Origin of the sequence: Stenotrophomonas lacuserhaii, from assembly GCF_039674585.1 — a bacterium.
Taxonomy (GTDB): Bacteria; Pseudomonadota; Gammaproteobacteria; order Xanthomonadales; family Xanthomonadaceae; genus Stenotrophomonas; species Stenotrophomonas pennii_A.
The window spans coordinates 24,509-40,784 of the sequence record NZ_JBDJNU010000014.1 but is presented as its reverse complement, the minus strand read 5'-3'; the positions used below and the strand labels follow the sequence as shown (position 1 = coordinate 40,784).

The following is a 16,276-nucleotide window of genomic DNA, read 5'->3' as shown; positions in this document are numbered from 1 at the left end:
CGCGTTCAATCCACCGGCACCGTCTGCAGGATCGCGCGTGCCAACGCCGCGCCGGCCGACGACTCGGCTTCGCCGACAAGGCGGTGCCCGGCCACGCCGATGAACAAGGTCTGCACGTCTTCGGGAATGACATGCGCGCGGCCCAGCAGCAGCGCATGCGCCTTCGCTGCACGCAGCAGCGCCAGCCCGGCACGCGGTGACAGTCCAACGCGCACGCCGGCGTGCTGGCGGCTGCGGGTCAGCAGTGCCTGCACGTAATCGATCAGCGCATCGCTGGCATGCACCTGCAGCACGGCTTCGCGCAGTGCACGCACCTGCTGGTCGTCCAGCTTCGGGGTGGCGCGCGCGATCAGGTCGCGACGGTCCACGCCACGCAGCAGCTCGCGTTCGGACTCTACGTTGGGGTAGCCCATCGCCAGCCGCAGCAGGAAGCGGTCCAGCTGCGAATCCGGCAGCGGGAAGGTGCCCGACAGGTCGACCGGGTTCTGCGTGGCGATCACGAAGAACGGATCCGGCAGGGCGTGGGTCTGGCCGTCCAGGGTGACCTGTTGTTCGGCCATCGCTTCCAGCAGCGCACTCTGCGTGCGCGGCGGGGCGCGGTTGATTTCATCGGCCAGCAGCACGTGGGTGAACACCGGCCCGGGATGGAAAGCGAACTCGCGGCTGCCCGGGTCCAGGATCGACACACCGAGCACGTCGGCTGGCAGCAGGTCGGACGTGAACTGCACCCGTTGGAAGCCCAGTCCCAGGCTGGAGGCCAAGGCATGGGCGAGGGTGGTCTTGCCCAAACCGGGCAGGTCTTCGATCAGCAGATGCCCGCCAGACAGCAGGGCGACGAAGGCGAGGCGCACTTCGTGGGACTTGCCCAGCACCAGGGCGTTGACCTGTTGTTGCGCGTCAAGCAGGGCCTGACGCAGTTCATCGGTTAGCATGCGGGGCACGGGGGGCGAAGAATCCATCGTCGTCTCTGGCTCGGTCTTCCTTCGATTCTATAGAGCAATGCAGGGCGAACAACGCGCGCGCACGATATTTCTGTGGCTATGGACACTGATCACGGCGGTGAAGCTGGTCGTGGCCGCACGCCTTCCGTTGTTCGTCGACGAAGCCTTCTATTGGCAGGAAGGCCAGCACCTGGCCGCCGCCTACTCCGACCTGCCGGGCCTTACCGCATGGCTGGCACGGCTGGGCGTGGAGATCGGTGGGCAGCATGTGTTGGCCCTGCGCCTGCCGTTCCTGGCCATCGGGGCGTGGCTGCCGTGGGCGGTCTCGCGCATCGCCACGCGCTGGTTCGGCAACGTGGCCGGCTGGCAGGCCGGCAGCCTGACCCTGTTGATGCCGCTGTCGGCCACGCTGGGCATGCTGGCGGTGCCGGACGTGCCGATGGCGCTGGCCGCGGTGCTGTGCCTGGGCGCCGGTGCGCGGTTGCTGCACACGGTCGATGCGGCGGCGGCGATGCGGCTGGCCCTGGGCCTGCTGATCGGCGCGCTCAGTCACTACCGTTTCATCGGCGTGATCGCGGTCGGCTTCATCGCCCTGCTGCTGATGCCGCAGGGGCGGCGGATGCTGCGCGATCCGCGCATCTGGGTGGCGCTGGCGGTCGGCGTGCTGGCATGGCTGCCGTTGCTGGCCTGGAATGCGGACAACCATGAGGCCGGGCTGAAGTTCCAGGTGGTGGATCGCCATCCGTGGGATTTCCAATGGACCGGGCTGTGGTTCCTGGTGATCCAGCCGATGCTGGTCACCCCGCTGCTGTGCGTGGCGATGTGGAAAGTGGCCGTGGCCGGCACGCGGGCCGGGGGCGGCGCACGCGCGCAATGGCGTTACTTCGGGCTGGTCGGTGGCGTGTCGACGCTGGCGATCTTCGTGCTCGGATTCTTCACCGACGTGGAACGCATCAGTTTCCATTGGCCGCTGCCGGGCTATCTGGCGCTGCTGGTGGCGGTGCCGGTGGTGCTCAATGGCTGGCCGCGCTGGCTGCGCCGCACGGCATGGTGGACGGCGGGCGCGGGGCTGGCCTTGGCCTTCAGCTATTACCTGATGGCGTCCACGCCGCAGCTGCGCGAGCAGTTGGCCGGTTACAAGTATTACCCGCGCAATTTCGCCGGCTGGCAGCCGCTGGCCGATGCCGTGCGCGACGAACTGCAACGGATGCCGGAGGGCACGAAGGTGCTGGCCGGCAACTTCAAGGTCGGCGCGGAGCTGGGCTTCCAGCTCGGCGATGCGGATATCGCGGTGCTGTCGCATCCGCTCAACGACAAGCATGGGCGCAGCGTGCAGCTGGGCCTGTGGGGGCAGCTGCACGATGGCACGCGTGACGGCCCGATGCTGCTGGTGCTGTCGCCCAGCGACCAGCGTTACCGCGAGCTGCTGGACCGCTATCGCGCCATCTGTGGGCAGGTCGGTCCGCTGCCGCCGCCGCGGGTGGTCAGCAACGACCACGGCTTCCAGCGCTTCCTGCTGTTCCGCCTGCCGGCGCAGCGCGACGAGGGGGCGTGCGTGACCCCGGCGATGGCCTGGCTGGATGCACCGTCCTCGGGGGATGTCGTCGCCGCGGACCTGCACGTGAAGGGCTGGGCCTTCAAGGACGGCGTGGGGCTGTCACGCGTGGAGGTGCTGCTGGACGGGCAGCCGGTGACCGACGCGGTGTACGGGCGGGCCTTCGACATCCGTTCGGCATGGCCGCAGTCCACTGATCCGCAGCACCCCAACGTGGGCTTCGATGCCCACATCGACACCCGCAAGCTGGCGCCGGGGCGGCACTGGCTGGGCCTGCGCCTGCATGGCCACGATGGCAGCGTGGAGCTGTGGCAGGAGCAGCCGTTCGTGGTTCCCGCGCGCTGACGACCGTTGGGTCTGGTGGGTGACGACCTGGTGGGTGACGACCTGGTGGGGGACGACCGTTGGTCGTCACGGGGCCTTTCCCGACCTCGGCGAAGAGCGTGACGACCAACGGTCGTCACCCACAACAGCAGACCTCACACCGCCGCGATCCGTCGGCTTCGTAGGTGACGACCAAGGTCGTCACTACGGCACCGCAAATCCCGCCTGGCGCAGCAGCGCGCACAGCGCGATCAGCGGCAGGCCCACCAGGGCGGTGGGGTCGCGGTTGTCGATGGCCTCGAACAGGGCGATGCCCAGTCCCTCGCACTTGAAGCTGCCGGCGCAGTCCAGCGGCTGTTCGGCATCCACGTAGCGTGCAATCTCAGCCTCGGTCAACGTGCGGAAGCGCACCGTGGTGGTATCCATTGCCTGCAGACGTTCTCCGTCGCGCATGAGACAGATCGCCGTATGGAACTGCACGGCGGCCCCGGACATCCTGGCCAGCTGGACCCGGGCAGCTTCCACCGTGCCCGGTTTACCCAACGGCTGGCCCGCCAGATCGGCCACCTGGTCCGACCCGATCACCCAGGCGCCCGGGTGCCGACGGGAGACCTCGGCCGCCTTGGCTGCCGCCAGGCGTACCGCCAGCGCGGCCGGGGCCTCGCCGGGCAGGGAGCTTTCATCCACCTGCGGGCGTGCGCAGTCGAAGGGCAGGCGCAGCCGTTGCAGCAGCTCGCGGCGGTACGGCGAAGTAGAGGCCAGTAACAGGCTATTCATGCGTGGAATCAGGGTTCTGGGCCACCCAGTCTGGCCCCTGGCTGACGCCCGCCACAAGCCTGAAGCTGCAGGTAATTGACAGCGGCCGCGGCGGTCCTTAACATTCAGCGGCTTATGTCCGCGAACGTGCCCGAAACGCTGGATGCTTGGCGGATGGTCGCAGCGCGAAGGCGCTTCGACGGCCAGGTCGATCTGGCTCAATTCACCCGCCTGCAAGGGCTTGTTGCCGATGCTGAAGGCCAGTGCACGTATGCGCTGGAATTCTCGCACGACGACATCCTGCGGGTATCCTATGTGGAATTGACCATCGATACCGAGCTGCCGCTGATCTGTCAGCGCAGCCTGCAGCGATTCCTGCTGCCGGTGAAGCTGGTGCAGAAGATCGGCCTGATCCGCGAGGAAGACGAGGAATCGTCCCTTCCGGAAGATTTCGAGGCCCTGCTGGTGCCCGAAGATGGCCAGCTTGTGCCGCTGGAGCTGGTCGAAGACGAACTTGTGTTGGCGGTCCCGGTGGTCCCCCTTTCGCCCGATGGCGAGGCGGTGGACCAGGAATGGGCCCCGACCAAAGAAGAAACCGACAAGGTCAACCCGTTTGCGGCGTTGGCAGCGTTGAAGAAAAAGTAAGGTCGGGCTGGCCTGACCGAGCGAATATGCAGCCGGGTATCGTCGGCGGCTGCGGCGAAAGCGAAAAGTGTGCTGGGCGCTGGCGTCCTGTGCGACGAAACGACGAAGAACATCGAACCGAGTTTGGAGCAATCCCATGGCTGTGCAGAAATCCCGTGTCACCCCGTCCCGCCGCGGTATGCGCCGTGCGCATGACGCCCTGAGCGCAAAGCAGCTGTCGACCGACCCGACCACGGGCGAAGTGCATCTGCGTCACCACATCACTGCCGATGGTTTCTACCGCGGCAAGAAGGTCATCCAGACCAAGACTTCTTCCGTCGAAGAAGATTGATGTGAGTGAAGGCCGCTGCCGTGCCGGCAGCGGCCTTTGCCGTATCCCTCCGGGCACCGGCAACGGCCGCCCGCGCAACAGGAATGTCGATGAGCAAGCGGATCTACTCGAGGATCGCGGGCACCGGTAGCTATTTGCCGGAAAAAGTGCTGACCAACGCCGACCTGGAAAAAATGGTCGAGACGTCGGACGAGTGGATTGTTTCGCGCACCGGCATCAAAGAGCGGCACATTGCCGCTGATACGGAAACCACCAGCGACCTCGGCTACCACGCTGCGGTGAAGGCGCTGGAAGCGGCCGGCATCGATGCCAGCCAGCTGGACATGATCGTGGTCGGTACCACCACGCCCGATCTGATTTTCCCGTCCACCGCGTGCCTGATCCAGGCCAAGCTCGGTGCGACCGGTTGCCCTGCCTTCGACGTCAACGCGGCCTGTTCCGGCTTCGTGTTCGCGCTGGGCGTGGCCGATAAATTCATTCGTTCCGGTGATGCACGGCATGTGCTGGTCATCGGGGCGGAAACCCTCACCCGCATCGTCGACTGGAACGACCGCACCACCTGCGTGCTGTTCGGTGACGGTGCCGGTGCGGTCGTGCTGAAGGCCGACGAAGAGACCGGCATCCTCAGTACCCACCTGCATTCGGACGGCAGCAAGAAAGAGCTGCTGTGGAATCCGGTCGGTGTCTCGGCCGGTTTCGGCGAAGGCGAGCAGGCACGCGGCGCGATCCTGATGAAGGGCAACGACGTGTTCAAGTACGCAGTGAAGGCGCTGGACTCGGTGGTCGACGAGACCCTGGAAGCCAATGCGCTGAGCAAGGCCGACCTGGACTGGTTGATCCCGCACCAGGCGAACCTGCGCATCATCGAAGCCACTGCCAAGCGCCTGGACATGTCCATGGACCAGGTGGTGGTGACGGTGGACAAGCACGGCAATACCTCGTCGGCTTCGGTGCCACTGGCGCTGGACCATGCGGTGCGCTCGGGCCGGGTGGAACGTGGCCAGCTGCTGCTGCTGGAAGCCTTTGGTGGCGGCTTCACCTGGGGTTCGGCACTGCTGCGCTATTGATAGCGCCAGTTACGACATCGTGAAAACGTCGTTACGGCCCTTCGGGGCCGTACTGCGTTAGGGAGGATCCCCATGGTTGAACCGATTACCCTGGAAGGGCAGCGGGCCTGGTTGAAGCAATACGGCGTAGGCAGCCGCGCGGTCGCGCTGGGCCTGCTCAATTTCGTCGCGCGCCGGTTCCACCTGGATGCACTGCGCCCGCCGCCGCACCGCGGGGGTGATGCCGCCCGGCAGACCGAAGCGCGCCGGCTGGGCGAGCTGCAGGCGCAGGGCGTGAACGTGCCTTCGGTGCTGGGCAGCGGGCATGCCGCGCTGGTACTGGGCGACAACGGCAGTTCCTTCAATACCTGCCTACGCGAGGCCGACGATGCCGGCCGCGACGTGCTGGTGGCCGCCGCCATGCAGGCGATGGCGGCCGCGCATGCGCGCGGTGCGTATTTCGGCCAGCCGCTGCCGCGCAACCTGACCTGGGACGGGCAGCGCGTGGGCTTCATCGATTTCGAAGAAGACCCGCTGGAGGTGATGGACCTGGACCAGGCGCAGGCGCGCGACTGGCTGATGTTCGGCTATGGCGTGGCGAAGTACTACGCCGATCGCCCGCAGCAGCTGCAGGCGATGATGGCCGCCGCGATGGATGGCGCGCAGCCCCCGGTGCGCGAGCACGCGCATGCGGTGACCGGGCGGCTGCAGCGCTTCGCCAAGGCCAGCCTGGGCCTGGGGCGTTCGGCGCGCGCGCTGGCCCACGCCATCCTGATCGTGCATGGCGCCACCACGCTGGGCGTACTGATGGTGCTGGTGGTGTGCGTGGACTGGTTGGCCGATGGCCAGCTGGACCTGCTGGAACTGCTGACCTGACGCAGGGTAGTGACGGCCGCTGGCCGTCAATCCTGCACCGCGCGCGGACTGCATTGACGGCCAGCGGCCGTCACTACCGCTCTCCCTGCATACGCGCACGTACAGACGGCAGGCGGCAATCGCCTTTATCATGGCCCGCTTCGATTCAAACCAGGCGGATGACCGCGTGACTGATTCCACTCTTGCTTTCGTTTTCCCCGGCCAGGGCTCGCAGTCCGTGGGCATGCTGGCCGAGCTGGCCGAGCTGCACCCGCAGGTGCGTGAAGCCTTCACGGAAGCATCCGATGGCGCCGGCGTCGACCTGTGGGCGCTGTCCCAGGGCGGCCCGGAGGAAATGCTCAACCGCACCGAATACACCCAGCCGACCCTGCTGGCCGCCAGCATCGGCGTGTGGCGTACCTGGAAGGCACTGGGCGGCGCGCAGCCGTCGCTGCTGTCCGGCCACAGCCTGGGCGAGTACTCCGCGCTGGTTGCCGCCGGCGCCCTGAGCCTGCACGACGGTGCGCACCTGGTGCGCCTGCGTGGCCAGTTCATGCAGGACGCCGCGCCGGCGGGCGTGGGCGCGATGGCCGCCGTGCTCGGCGCTGAAGATGCACTGGTGCTGGAGGTGTGCAAGGAAGCGGCCGGCAGCCAGGTACTGGTGCCCGCCAACTACAACTCGCCTGGCCAGATCGTCATCGGGGGCGACGCCGCTGCGGTGGATCGCGCGCTGGCGCTGCTCGCTGAAAAGGGCGTGCGCAAGGCGGTGAAGCTGGCGGTCAGCGTTCCCTCGCATACGCCGCTGATGCGCGAAGCCGCCAACCGCCTGGCCGAAACCATGGCCGGCCTGTCCTGGCAGGCGCCGCAGCTGCCGGTGGTGCAGAACGTGGATGCCACCGTGCACGAAGGCGTGGACGCCATCGCCGCCGCGCTGGTGCAGCAGCTGTACCAGCCGGTGCAGTGGACCGGCTGCGTGCAGGCGCTGGCCGCGCGTGGCATCACCCGTATCGCCGAATGCGGCCCGGGCAAGGTGCTGACCGGCCTGGTCAAGCGCATCGACAAGACCATCGACGGCCGTTCGCTGGCCACCCCGGGCGACGTCGAAGCCGCCCGCGAGGCATGGTCGGCCTGACCCCCTTCCCGTTGCCCGCCTGCGTCGTGCCCCCCGGCATGGCGCCGCGCGCGGGCGACCGCACCATTCGAGGACAGCATCATGAGCAAGCCCCTGCAGGGTGAAATCGCACTGGTCACCGGCGCAAGCCGCGGTATCGGTGCCGCCATCGCCGACCTGCTGGCCGCCCAGGGCGCCACGGTCATCGGCACCGCCACCACCGATTCCGGTGCCGCCGCCATCGGCGAGCGGCTGGCCGCGCAGGGCGGCCACGGCCGCGCGCTGAACGTCACCGACGTTGCCGCGCTGGATACCGTGCTGGCCGACATCGCCAAGGAATTCGGCCCGATCAGCATCCTGGTCAACAACGCCGGCATCACCCGCGACAACCTGCTGATGCGCATGAAGGACGAGGACTGGGCGTCGATCATCGACACCAACCTGACCAGCGTGTTCCGCACCAGCAAGGCGGTCATGCGGGGCATGATGAAGGCGCGCAAGGGCCGCATCATCAACATCGCCTCGGTGGTGGGGGTGACCGGCAACGCCGGCCAGGCCAACTACGCCGCCGCCAAGGCCGGCATCATCGGCTTCTCCAAGTCGCTGGCCAAGGAAATCGGCTCGCGCGGGGTCACCGTGAACGTGGTGGCGCCCGGCTTCATCGACACCGACATGACCAAGGCATTGCCTGACGAAGCGCGTGCTGCGCTGGTCAACAACATCGCCCTGGAACGCCTGGGCTCGCCGGAAGACATCGCCCATGCGGTGGCCTTCCTGGCCAGCCCGGCAGCCAACTACATCACCGGAGAGACACTCCATGTGAACGGCGGGATGTACATGCCGTAAGCACGGGGCGCACGGAGCGCGCCGCAAGTGGTTGATCTGGATGGCGTTTTACTTGCATGCAAGGTGCCGCCGGTTTCCACTACACTATCCCACGGCCATCGTCTGCGATGGCGTCTTTTTGAACCACTACTCCATCTGGAGCAATACCCCATGAGCACCATCGAAGAACGCGTCAAGAAAATCGTCGTCGAACAGCTTGGCGTCAAGGAAGAAGAAGTCACCACCAGCGCATCGTTCGTCGATGACCTGGGCGCAGACTCGCTGGACACCGTCGAGCTGGTGATGGCGCTGGAAGAAGAGTTCGAGTGCGAAATCCCGGACGAAGAAGCCGAGAAGATCACCACCGTGCAGGCGGCGATCGACTACATCAAGTCGCACACCAAGGCCTGATGCAAGGCGGCTGGTGCGCGGCGGCGGCTTTGACCGTAACCGCGCACGGCACTCCATGGGGCCGCGCATGCGGCCCTGTGTATTTGCGCTGCTGCATACGGGCGCGGATCCAATAACGTTCCACCCCGCGTCATACCCGCACCACGTTCGGGTCAGGAGAGAGCAATGAAGCGTCGCGTCGTCGTTACCGGCATGGGCATGGTTTCGCCTCTGGGCAATGACCTGGCCAGCAGTTGGCAGGGCATCACCGAAGGCCGTTCGGGCATCGGTCCGCTGACCCACGTTGCCGACGCCTACCTGGACCGTTTCACCACAAAGATTGCAGGTGAGGTCAAGGATTTCGACATCACCGCCGACAACGAACTGTTCGGCAAGTACCGCGTGTCCGGCAAGGACGCCAAGAAGATGGACCCCTTCATCCACTACGGCCTGGGCGCGTCCTTCATGGCGCTGGCCGATTCGGGTCTTGAAATCAACGAAGGCAATGCCGAGCGCATTGGCGCCATCGTCGGCGCCGGCATCGGCGGCCTGCTGGGCATCGAAGAACAGACCATCGACTTCCACGAAGGGAAGAAGATCTCGCCGTTCTACGTGCCCAAGACCATCATCAACATGCTGCCGGGCCAGCTGAGCATCATCGCCGGGCTGAAGGGTCCGTCGTTCTCGGCGGTGTCCGCGTGCGCCACGTCGAACCATTCCATCGGTACGGCGATGCGCATGATCCAGTACGGCGATGCCGACGTGATGGTCGCCGGTGGCGCCGAACGTGGCTCCTCGCCGACCGCGCTGGGCGGCTTCTGTGCGATGAAGGCGATGTCCACCCGCAACGATGACCCCACCGCTGCCTCGCGCCCGTGGGACAAGGACCGCGACGGCTTCGTGCTGGGCGACGGTGCCGGCATCCTGATCCTGGAAGAGTACGAGCACGCCAAGGCGCGCGGCGCGAAGATCTACTGCGAGCTGGCCGGCTTCGGTGCCAGTTCCGATGCGTACCACATGACCGCACCGGCAGAGAGCGGCGAAGGCGCTGCGCGCTGCATGGTCGCGGCGATGAAGGACGCCGGGGTCAATCCGGACCAGATCGGTTACCTCAACGCGCACGGCACGTCCACGCCGCTGGGCGACCTGGGCGAAACGATGGCGATGAAGACCGCCTTCGGCGACCACGCCTACAAAATGCTGGTCAGTTCCACCAAGTCGATGACCGGCCACCTGCTGGGTGCGGCGGGCGGCGTGGAAGCGATCTTCTCCGTGCTGGCGCTGCAGGACGGCGTGATTCCGCCGACCATCAACCTGCACCAGCCGGGCGAAGGTTGCGATTTGGACTACGTGCCCAACGAAGCACGCCAGGCCAAGGTGGACGTGGTGATGTCCAACGGCTTCGGCTTCGGCGGCACCAACGGCACGCTGGTGTTCAAGCGCGTCTGACGCCGTTGCCGGCCGCTACCGCGTAGTGTCGAGCTTGCTCGACACCCCGGGCCGACCCCGTCGCGTAGTCCTGGTAGCGCCGGCCATGCTCGGCGGCTGTTGCGATCGCGCTTGCCGCTGCGCTCGCCGAGCATGGCTCGGCGCTACCGCGGTCCGTTGCCCGCCGTCCGCTGCCGCCACCCTACATTCCCTCTTCCAGGCGCTGCGCCGACATGCCCGATCCGATCCTGATCCAGCCCCTGGACACCCCCGCCGACCTGCTCGCCCTGCAGCAGGCCGACCCGGCGCGCTTCCCGCTGCTGATGGAATCGACTGCTTCCGGCACCGCACAGGGCCGCTGGGACCTGCTGCTGGTGGCCGGCGAGGCGTTCCTGCGGCTGGATGCCGATGGCATCGTCCGCGACCATACCGGCCAGGCCCACGCAGGCGCCTTCCTGGACCTGCTGGACGCCGCCTGGCAGGCCGAGCGCCTGCCACCCGCGCACGCCCCCTCGCTGCCCTTCCGGGGCGGCTGGGCGCTGCTGCTGGACTACGAAGTAGCCAGCCAGATCGAGACCGTGCTGCCGCCGATGGCGCGCGCCGATGGCCAGCCCACCGCGCTGGCCCTGCGCTGCCCCGCCGCCGTGCTGCATGACCACCTGGAACAGCGCAGCTACCTGGTGGCCGAAGCCGGCCAGCAGGCGCTGCTGGCCACCCTGCAGGCGCAACTCGCGGCTGGCGTACCGGCCGCAGGGCAGGGCTGGCAGCCGCCGATCCGCGTGCAAGAAGACGCACCCGCGCGCTTCACCGACGGCGTGCGGCGGGTGATCGATTACCTGCTGGCCGGTGATGTGTTCCAGGTGAACCTGTCGCGCCGCTGGTGCGCGCACTTTGCCGATGCGGTGAGCCCGCAGGCCCTGTATGCCCAGCTGCGTCGCGCCAACCCGGCACCGTTCGCCGGCCTGTTCACCGGCCACGGCCGCCACGTGGTGAGCTCATCGCCGGAACGGCTGGTGTCGGTGCACGGCGGCCACGCGCAGACGCGGCCGATTGCCGGCACCCGGCCGCGCTTCGATGGCGACGACGATGCCGCGCGCATCCAGGAACTGGTCGGCCACCCGAAGGAACGCGCCGAACACGTGATGCTGATCGACCTGGAGCGCAACGACCTGGGCCGCATCTGCACGCCCGGCAGCGTGGTGGTGGACGAACTGATGACCGTGGAAAGCTATGCCCACGTGCACCACATCGTCAGCAATGTCAGCGGCACCCTGCGCGATGACGTCACCCCCGGTCAGGTGATCGCCGCGACGTTCCCCGGCGGCACCATCACCGGCTGCCCGAAGGTGCGCTGCATGCAGATCATCAGCGAACTGGAGCAGGTGCCGCGCGGCGCCTACACCGGCGCCTTCGGCTGGCTGAACCGCGACGGCGACCTGGACCTGAACATCCTGATCCGCACTGCCGAAGTAGCGGGCAACGAAGTCAGCTTCCGCACCGGCGCCGGCATCGTGGTCGATTCGGACCCGGACAAGGAACTGGACGAAACCCGCGCCAAAGCCCGCGGCCTGATGCGGGCCCTGGGCCAGCAAGGCTGACCCGGTAGTGACGGCCGCCGTCGGTAGTGACGGCCGCTGGCCGTCTGCTCCTGCTGTTGCCCTGGTGGGTGACGACCGTTGGTCGTCACGCTGTTCCCCCACCTCCGCGCCCGCCGAGCACGGCTCGGCGCTACACGTTCGCGGTATCCTGCACACCTGAATAATTCTTCGAGGTACTCCATGGCGGCAGCCAAGCGCGGATGTCTGATGGTGGTGATCATCCTGGTGCTGCTCGGTGCAATCGCCGTAGGCGCCGGCGCATGGTTCTTCCATCAGCAGGGCCAGTTCGCCGACCGCCCGCTGAGTCCCGACCAGGAGAGCATCGTCATCGCCAGCGGTGATGGCTTCAACACGGTGCTCGGCAAGCTGCGCGCCGCCGGCGTGGACGAAGGCCAGGACGCGCAATGGCAGCTGCTTGCCCGCCAGATGGACGCCGCCGGCAAGCTGAAAGTCGGCGAGTACGCGCTGGATGCCACGCTGACCCCGCGCGAGCTGCTGACGCGCATGCGCCAAGGCCGCGTGCTGCAGCACCGCGTCACCCTCATCGAAGGCTGGAACATCCGCCAGGTGCGCGCCGCACTCAAGCGTGCCGAGCCGCTGGTACACACCACCGACGAACTGGATGACGCCGCGCTGATGCAGCGCCTCGGCTTCGGCGGCCAGCATCCCGAAGGCCGCTTCCTGCCGGAAACCTACGTTTACCAGCGTGGCGACACCGACGTGGACGTGCTCAAGCGGGCCCATGAGGCGATGGAAAAGGCCCTCGCCGACGCCTGGGATTCGCGCGCCGACGGCCTGCCGATCAACTCGCCGTACGAGCTGCTGACGCTGGCGTCCATCATCGAAAAAGAGACCGCGCTGGCCAGCGAGCGCCCGCAGATTGCCGGCGTGTTCGTACGCCGCCTGAAGATGGGCATGCGCCTGCAGACCGATCCGACCGTGATCTATGGCATCGGCCCGGCCTACGACGGCAACATCCGCCGCGTGCACCTGACCACCGATACGCCGTACAACACCTACACCCGCGCCGGGCTTACCCCCACGCCCATCGCCATGCCCAGCCGCGATGCGCTGAATGCCGCCGCGCAGCCCGCACCCGGTGACGCCCTGTACTTCGTCGCCGTCGGCGATGGCAGTGGCGCGCACGTTTTTTCAGCCAGCTATGCAGAGCACAACGTCGCCGTGGCGCGTTACCTGCAGCAGCTGCGCCAGAACCGCATCAAGGAGAACCAAGCGCAATGAGTGCCGCGCTGCTGCGCCACCCGCGCCTGATCAGCCTGGAAGGCGGCGAAGGCGCGGGCAAGACCACCGCCATCAATGCCATCCATGCCTGCCTGCGCGCGCATGGCCACGAGGTCGTGCTGACCCGCGAACCGGGGGGCACGCCGCTGGCCGAACGCATCCGCGCGCTGGTGCTGAAGCCCGATGAAGCGATCGCCGCCGAACCGCTGGGCGCCGAAGCCGAACTGCTGCTGGTGTTCGCCGCACGCGCCCAGCACGTGCGCCAGATGATCCAGCCGGCACTGCGCCGTGGCGCCTTCGTGCTGACCGATCGCTTCACCGATTCCAGTTATGCCTACCAGGGCGGCGGGCGCGGGCTGGACGCCGCGTGGATCGCCGACCTGGAACGCCGCGTGGTCGGCCTGCTGCCGGGCCTGACCCTGCTATTGGACGTGGACGTGGAAACCGGCCGCGCGCGCGCCAACGGCCGTGACCTGTGGCCGGACCGCATCGAAAGCGAACAGGAGGATTTCTTCCAGCGCGTGCGCGCGGTATTCCGCGAACGTGCGCAGCAGGACCCGCAGCGCTTCGCGCTGGTCGATGCCAGCCAGCTGCAGCAGCGCGTAGCGGCTGATGTAGTGGCCCGCGTGGAGCAGTTCCTGCAGAACGGGGAGGGCGCATGAGCGCGACCGGAAAGGCGGCATTTTCACCGTGGCAGCGGCGCGCCTATGACCAGATGATTGCCGCGCTGGATGCGGGCCGGCTGGGCCACGGCCTGCTGATCTGCGGGCCGGCCGGGCTGGGCCAGCGCGCCGTGGCCGATGCACTGGCCGAACACGTGCTCACCCAGGGCGGTGGCCCGCAGGCCGACCGCGCGCGCCAGCTGATAGCAGCCGGCACGCATCCAGACCTGCAGATCATCAGCTTCATCCCGAACAAGAGCGGCGACAAGCTGCGCACCGAGATCGTCATCGAGCAGGTGCGCGAGATCGGCCAGAAGCTCTCGCTGACCCCGCAGTACGGCATCGCCCAGGTGGTGATCGTGGACCCGGCCGATGCGATCAACCGCGCGGCCTGCAATGCGCTGCTGAAGACGCTGGAAGAACCGCAGCCCGGCCGCTACCTGTGGCTGGTGAGCAGCGACCCGGCGCGCCTGCCGCAGACCGTGCGCAGCCGCTGCCAGCGGCTGGAATTCAGGCTGCCGCCACGCGAAGAAGCACTGGCGTGGCTGCAGCAGCAGGGCCATCGCGAGGACGATGCAATCGAGGCGCTGGACGCCGCGCGCGGCCATCCCGGACTGGCCGATTCCTGGCTGCGCGAAGAAGGCCTGGAGCTGCGCCGCGAGGTCACCAAGGACCTGGAATCGCTGGCTGCCGGACGCACTGGCGCCGTGGCGCTGGCACAGAAATGGACCGGCGACGAAGACGCCGCGCTGCGGCTGCGCTTTGCCGCCGACTTGGCGCTGGCGATGGCCAGCAGCGATGGCTTGACCGCGCCGGAACGTTTGAACAAGCTGGCAGCCTGGTTCGACGCTGCCAACCGGACCCGCGACCTGCTGCGCACCACCGTGCGCGCGGACCTGGCCGTGGTAGAACTGTTGCTGGCCTGGAACAAGGTCAACGAACGGCAGCACCCAAGGGGTAATCGATGAGCGCCACCAACGCCCGACAGGGCATCCTGTCCCTTGCCGTAAAGGACAAGGCCGCGCTTTACGGCGCCTACATGCCGTTCGTGAAGAATGGCGGGGTGTTCGTGCCCACGCCGAAGCGGTATTTCCTCGGCGACGAGGTGTTCCTGCTGCTGACCCTGCCCGATTCCAGCGAGCGCCTGCCGGTTGCCGGCAAGGTGATCTGGGTGACCCCGGCCGGCGCGCAGGGCAACCGGCCTTCGGGCATCGGCGTGCAGCTGGCGGATGGGCAGGAAGGCGAGGCGGTACGGCACAAGATCGAGACGCTGCTGGCCGGCCTGACCACGTCGGAAAAGCCGACCCAGACGATGTGAAGAAGTGATCTGAAAAGTATTGACGCTCTCGGGAAAGCCCCTATAATGAGCGGCTCAGCAGCATCGGGCGGTTAGCTCAGCGGTAGAGCATTGCCTTCACACGGCAAGGGTCACAAGTTCGAACCTTGTACCGCCCACCATGATCAAGTTGAAAAAGCCTCCGGAAACGGGGGCTTTTTTGCGTTGTTCGCCATCCCCGGACTCTGCTTGATGATTGACATCGTTTTCGTCGACGTCATTGGCGATGTTGCGCGCCCGCAGGAGGGTACCAAGGCTGCACCCCGCATCGACCTGCACATCACACATCCAGCTTCAGCCAAGCTACCAGTGCCGTGAACGCGGGCGACGGCTGCCGGCGGTTAGGGTAGTAAAGGTGGTAGCCGGGGAAGGGGACGCACCACTTGTCCAGCACAGCCACCAACCTGCCCTGTGCAATGTGCTCGGCTACCATCGGTTCCGGCGCATAGGCCAAGCCCAGTCCATCCAATGCGGCATTGATTACGTGGGTCATGCTGTTGTAGACCAACGGTCCGTCGCCACGTACGGTGAATTCCTTGCCCTTTTCTTCGAACTCCCAGGCATAAATGGCGCCGTTTGGGCGATGCCGGATGTGCACGCAGCGGTGTCGGGTGATGTCGGCCGGCTTCCTGGGCTTGGGATGCTTCTCGAAGTAATCGGGCGATCCCACCACGACCAAGCGCCAATCGGGGCCAACCCTGACCGCGATCATGTCCTTGCTGAGCGCCTCGCCTAGCCGGATGCCGGCGTCGAAGCGCTGCTCCACCACATTGGTAAAGCCGTAATCCACGTAGAACTCAAGCGTTATATCCGGGTACTCGGCCAGGAATCCGGCAAGCCGCGGGCGGATGATGGTCTCCATGGAATCGTCCGTGCAGGAGATCCGCAGGGTTCCAGCCGGACGGTCCCGCAGGTCTCCCAGTGCCTCCACGCTGGCACCGATGGCCTCGAAGTGCGGTGCGATGGAGCGCATCAGGCGCTCACCCGCCTCGGTAGGGGAGACGTTGCGGGTGGTCCGCGCCAGCAGGCGGATGCCCAGGCGCTCTTCCAGCAACCGCATCGAATGGCTGAGCGCGGAGGGCGTCACCCCGAGGCGAACCGCCGCTTTGGTGAAGCTCTGCTCCTGTGCCACCACCAAAAAGGCTTGGAGGTCATTGGTCTTCACGGTGCTCATGAGGCAATTGTGAGCTCAACTCATCAATGCATCAACTTTCAGCCGGCTTATCGCAGT

General features: G+C 66.9%; 17 protein-coding genes and 1 tRNA gene. 15 read left to right on the top strand and 3 right to left on the bottom strand.

The annotated features are described in order from the left end of the window. Positions 1-5: 5 nt before the first annotated feature. Positions 6-959, bottom strand: a complete 954-nt coding sequence (locus ABE522_RS07785) for an AAA family ATPase (protein WP_346591201.1) — start codon at positions 957-959, stop codon at positions 6-8. Between the two features lie 40 nt (positions 960-999). On the opposite strand from ABE522_RS07785, the gene ABE522_RS07780 reads away from it, so the two are divergent. Further along, complete coding sequence (locus tag ABE522_RS07780; RefSeq protein ID WP_346591200.1) at positions 1,000-2,841, top strand: ArnT family glycosyltransferase; 1,842 nt, start codon at positions 1,000-1,002, stop codon at positions 2,839-2,841. A gap of 183 nt (positions 2,842-3,024) precedes the next feature. On the opposite strand, the gene ABE522_RS07775 is transcribed toward ABE522_RS07780, so the two are convergent. Beyond that, a complete protein-coding gene (locus ABE522_RS07775) occupies positions 3,025-3,597 on the bottom strand; it encodes a Maf family protein (RefSeq protein ID WP_346591199.1) in 573 nt (190 codons plus the stop codon). A gap of 114 nt (positions 3,598-3,711) precedes the next feature. On the opposite strand from ABE522_RS07775, the gene ABE522_RS07770 reads away from it, so the two are divergent. The 14 genes from ABE522_RS07770 (at position 3,712) to ABE522_RS07705 (ending at position 15,167) form a co-directional block, all read left to right on the top strand. Beyond that, on the top strand, positions 3,712-4,221 hold the full coding sequence (locus ABE522_RS07770; RefSeq protein WP_042613379.1) for a YceD family protein: 510 nt from the start codon (positions 3,712-3,714) through the stop codon (positions 4,219-4,221). A gap of 136 nt (positions 4,222-4,357) precedes the next feature. Next, complete coding sequence (gene rpmF / locus ABE522_RS07765) at positions 4,358-4,552, top strand: 50S ribosomal protein L32 (protein WP_042613380.1); 195 nt, start codon at positions 4,358-4,360, stop codon at positions 4,550-4,552. A gap of 89 nt (positions 4,553-4,641) precedes the next feature. Continuing rightward, entirely contained in the window at positions 4,642-5,619 is a 978-nt protein-coding gene (locus ABE522_RS07760; protein WP_346591198.1) for a beta-ketoacyl-ACP synthase III, read from the top strand. A gap of 72 nt (positions 5,620-5,691) precedes the next feature. After that, entirely contained in the window at positions 5,692-6,474 is a 783-nt protein-coding gene (locus ABE522_RS07755; RefSeq protein ID WP_346591197.1) for a BUD32 family EKC/KEOPS complex subunit, read from the top strand. A gap of 166 nt (positions 6,475-6,640) precedes the next feature. After that, positions 6,641-7,585, top strand: coding sequence for an ACP S-malonyltransferase (gene fabD / locus ABE522_RS07750; protein WP_346591196.1), 945 nt, complete (start codon positions 6,641-6,643; stop codon positions 7,583-7,585). A gap of 81 nt (positions 7,586-7,666) precedes the next feature. Continuing rightward, positions 7,667-8,410 (top strand): 3-oxoacyl-ACP reductase FabG, encoded by a 744-nt coding sequence (fabG, locus tag ABE522_RS07745; protein ID WP_346591195.1) that lies wholly within the window; start codon positions 7,667-7,669, stop codon positions 8,408-8,410. Positions 8,411-8,560: 150 nt separating this feature from the next. Continuing rightward, entirely contained in the window at positions 8,561-8,800 is a 240-nt protein-coding gene (acpP, locus tag ABE522_RS07740; RefSeq protein WP_057506950.1) for an acyl carrier protein, read from the top strand. A gap of 165 nt (positions 8,801-8,965) precedes the next feature. Then, positions 8,966-10,228: a beta-ketoacyl-ACP synthase II gene (fabF, locus tag ABE522_RS07735; RefSeq protein WP_346591194.1), complete on the top strand. Its 1,263-nt coding sequence runs from the start codon at positions 8,966-8,968 to the stop codon at positions 10,226-10,228. A 212-nt stretch (positions 10,229-10,440) separates the two neighbouring features. Continuing rightward, positions 10,441-11,805 (top strand): aminodeoxychorismate synthase component I, encoded by a 1,365-nt coding sequence (locus tag ABE522_RS07730; protein WP_346591193.1) that lies wholly within the window; start codon positions 10,441-10,443, stop codon positions 11,803-11,805. A gap of 180 nt (positions 11,806-11,985) precedes the next feature. Continuing rightward, positions 11,986-13,047, top strand: coding sequence for an endolytic transglycosylase MltG (mltG, locus tag ABE522_RS07725; protein WP_346591192.1), 1,062 nt, complete (start codon positions 11,986-11,988; stop codon positions 13,045-13,047). Next, a complete protein-coding gene (gene tmk, locus ABE522_RS07720) occupies positions 13,044-13,709 on the top strand; it encodes a dTMP kinase (protein WP_346591191.1) in 666 nt (221 codons plus the stop codon). Before mltG ends, tmk begins: the two co-directional genes overlap by 4 nt. After that, positions 13,706-14,677, top strand: a complete 972-nt coding sequence (locus tag ABE522_RS07715) for a DNA polymerase III subunit delta' (protein WP_346591190.1) — start codon at positions 13,706-13,708, stop codon at positions 14,675-14,677. The genes tmk and ABE522_RS07715 overlap by 4 nt, the downstream gene beginning before the upstream one ends. Further along, positions 14,674-15,027 (top strand): PilZ domain-containing protein, encoded by a 354-nt coding sequence (locus tag ABE522_RS07710; RefSeq protein ID WP_042613390.1) that lies wholly within the window; start codon positions 14,674-14,676, stop codon positions 15,025-15,027. Before ABE522_RS07715 ends, ABE522_RS07710 begins: the two co-directional genes overlap by 4 nt. 65 nt (positions 15,028-15,092) lie before the next feature. Beyond that, positions 15,093-15,167: transfer RNA gene (locus ABE522_RS07705), tRNA-Val, on the top strand. 158 nt (positions 15,168-15,325) lie between these two features. On the opposite strand, the gene ABE522_RS07700 is transcribed toward ABE522_RS07705, so the two are convergent. After that, a complete protein-coding gene (locus ABE522_RS07700; protein ID WP_346591189.1) occupies positions 15,326-16,219 on the bottom strand; it encodes a LysR family transcriptional regulator in 894 nt (297 codons plus the stop codon). Between the last annotated feature and the right edge of the window lie 57 nt (positions 16,220-16,276).

Bases quoted from the DNA above. Each gene is read 5' to 3' on its own strand.
- ABE522_RS07785 (WP_346591201.1), bottom strand. From the start codon at position 959: ATGGATTCTTCGCCCCCCGTGCCCCGCATGCTAACCGATGAACTGCGT.
- ABE522_RS07780 (WP_346591200.1), top strand. From the start codon at position 1,000: ATGCAGGGCGAACAACGCGCGCGCACGATATTTCTGTGGCTATGGACA.
- ABE522_RS07775 (WP_346591199.1), bottom strand. From the start codon at position 3,597: ATGAATAGCCTGTTACTGGCCTCTACTTCGCCGTACCGCCGCGAGCTG.
- ABE522_RS07770 (WP_042613379.1), top strand. From the start codon at position 3,712: ATGTCCGCGAACGTGCCCGAAACGCTGGATGCTTGGCGGATGGTCGCA.
- rpmF (WP_042613380.1), top strand. From the start codon at position 4,358: ATGGCTGTGCAGAAATCCCGTGTCACCCCGTCCCGCCGCGGTATGCGC.
- ABE522_RS07760 (WP_346591198.1), top strand. From the start codon at position 4,642: ATGAGCAAGCGGATCTACTCGAGGATCGCGGGCACCGGTAGCTATTTG.
- ABE522_RS07755 (WP_346591197.1), top strand. From the start codon at position 5,692: ATGGTTGAACCGATTACCCTGGAAGGGCAGCGGGCCTGGTTGAAGCAA.
- fabG (WP_346591195.1), top strand. From the start codon at position 7,667: ATGAGCAAGCCCCTGCAGGGTGAAATCGCACTGGTCACCGGCGCAAGC.
- acpP (WP_057506950.1), top strand. From the start codon at position 8,561: ATGAGCACCATCGAAGAACGCGTCAAGAAAATCGTCGTCGAACAGCTT.
- fabF (WP_346591194.1), top strand. From the start codon at position 8,966: ATGAAGCGTCGCGTCGTCGTTACCGGCATGGGCATGGTTTCGCCTCTG.
- ABE522_RS07730 (WP_346591193.1), top strand. From the start codon at position 10,441: ATGCCCGATCCGATCCTGATCCAGCCCCTGGACACCCCCGCCGACCTG.
- mltG (WP_346591192.1), top strand. From the start codon at position 11,986: ATGGCGGCAGCCAAGCGCGGATGTCTGATGGTGGTGATCATCCTGGTG.
- tmk (WP_346591191.1), top strand. From the start codon at position 13,044: ATGAGTGCCGCGCTGCTGCGCCACCCGCGCCTGATCAGCCTGGAAGGC.
- ABE522_RS07715 (WP_346591190.1), top strand. From the start codon at position 13,706: ATGAGCGCGACCGGAAAGGCGGCATTTTCACCGTGGCAGCGGCGCGCC.
- ABE522_RS07710 (WP_042613390.1), top strand. From the start codon at position 14,674: ATGAGCGCCACCAACGCCCGACAGGGCATCCTGTCCCTTGCCGTAAAG.
- ABE522_RS07700 (WP_346591189.1), bottom strand. From the start codon at position 16,219: ATGAGCACCGTGAAGACCAATGACCTCCAAGCCTTTTTGGTGGTGGCA.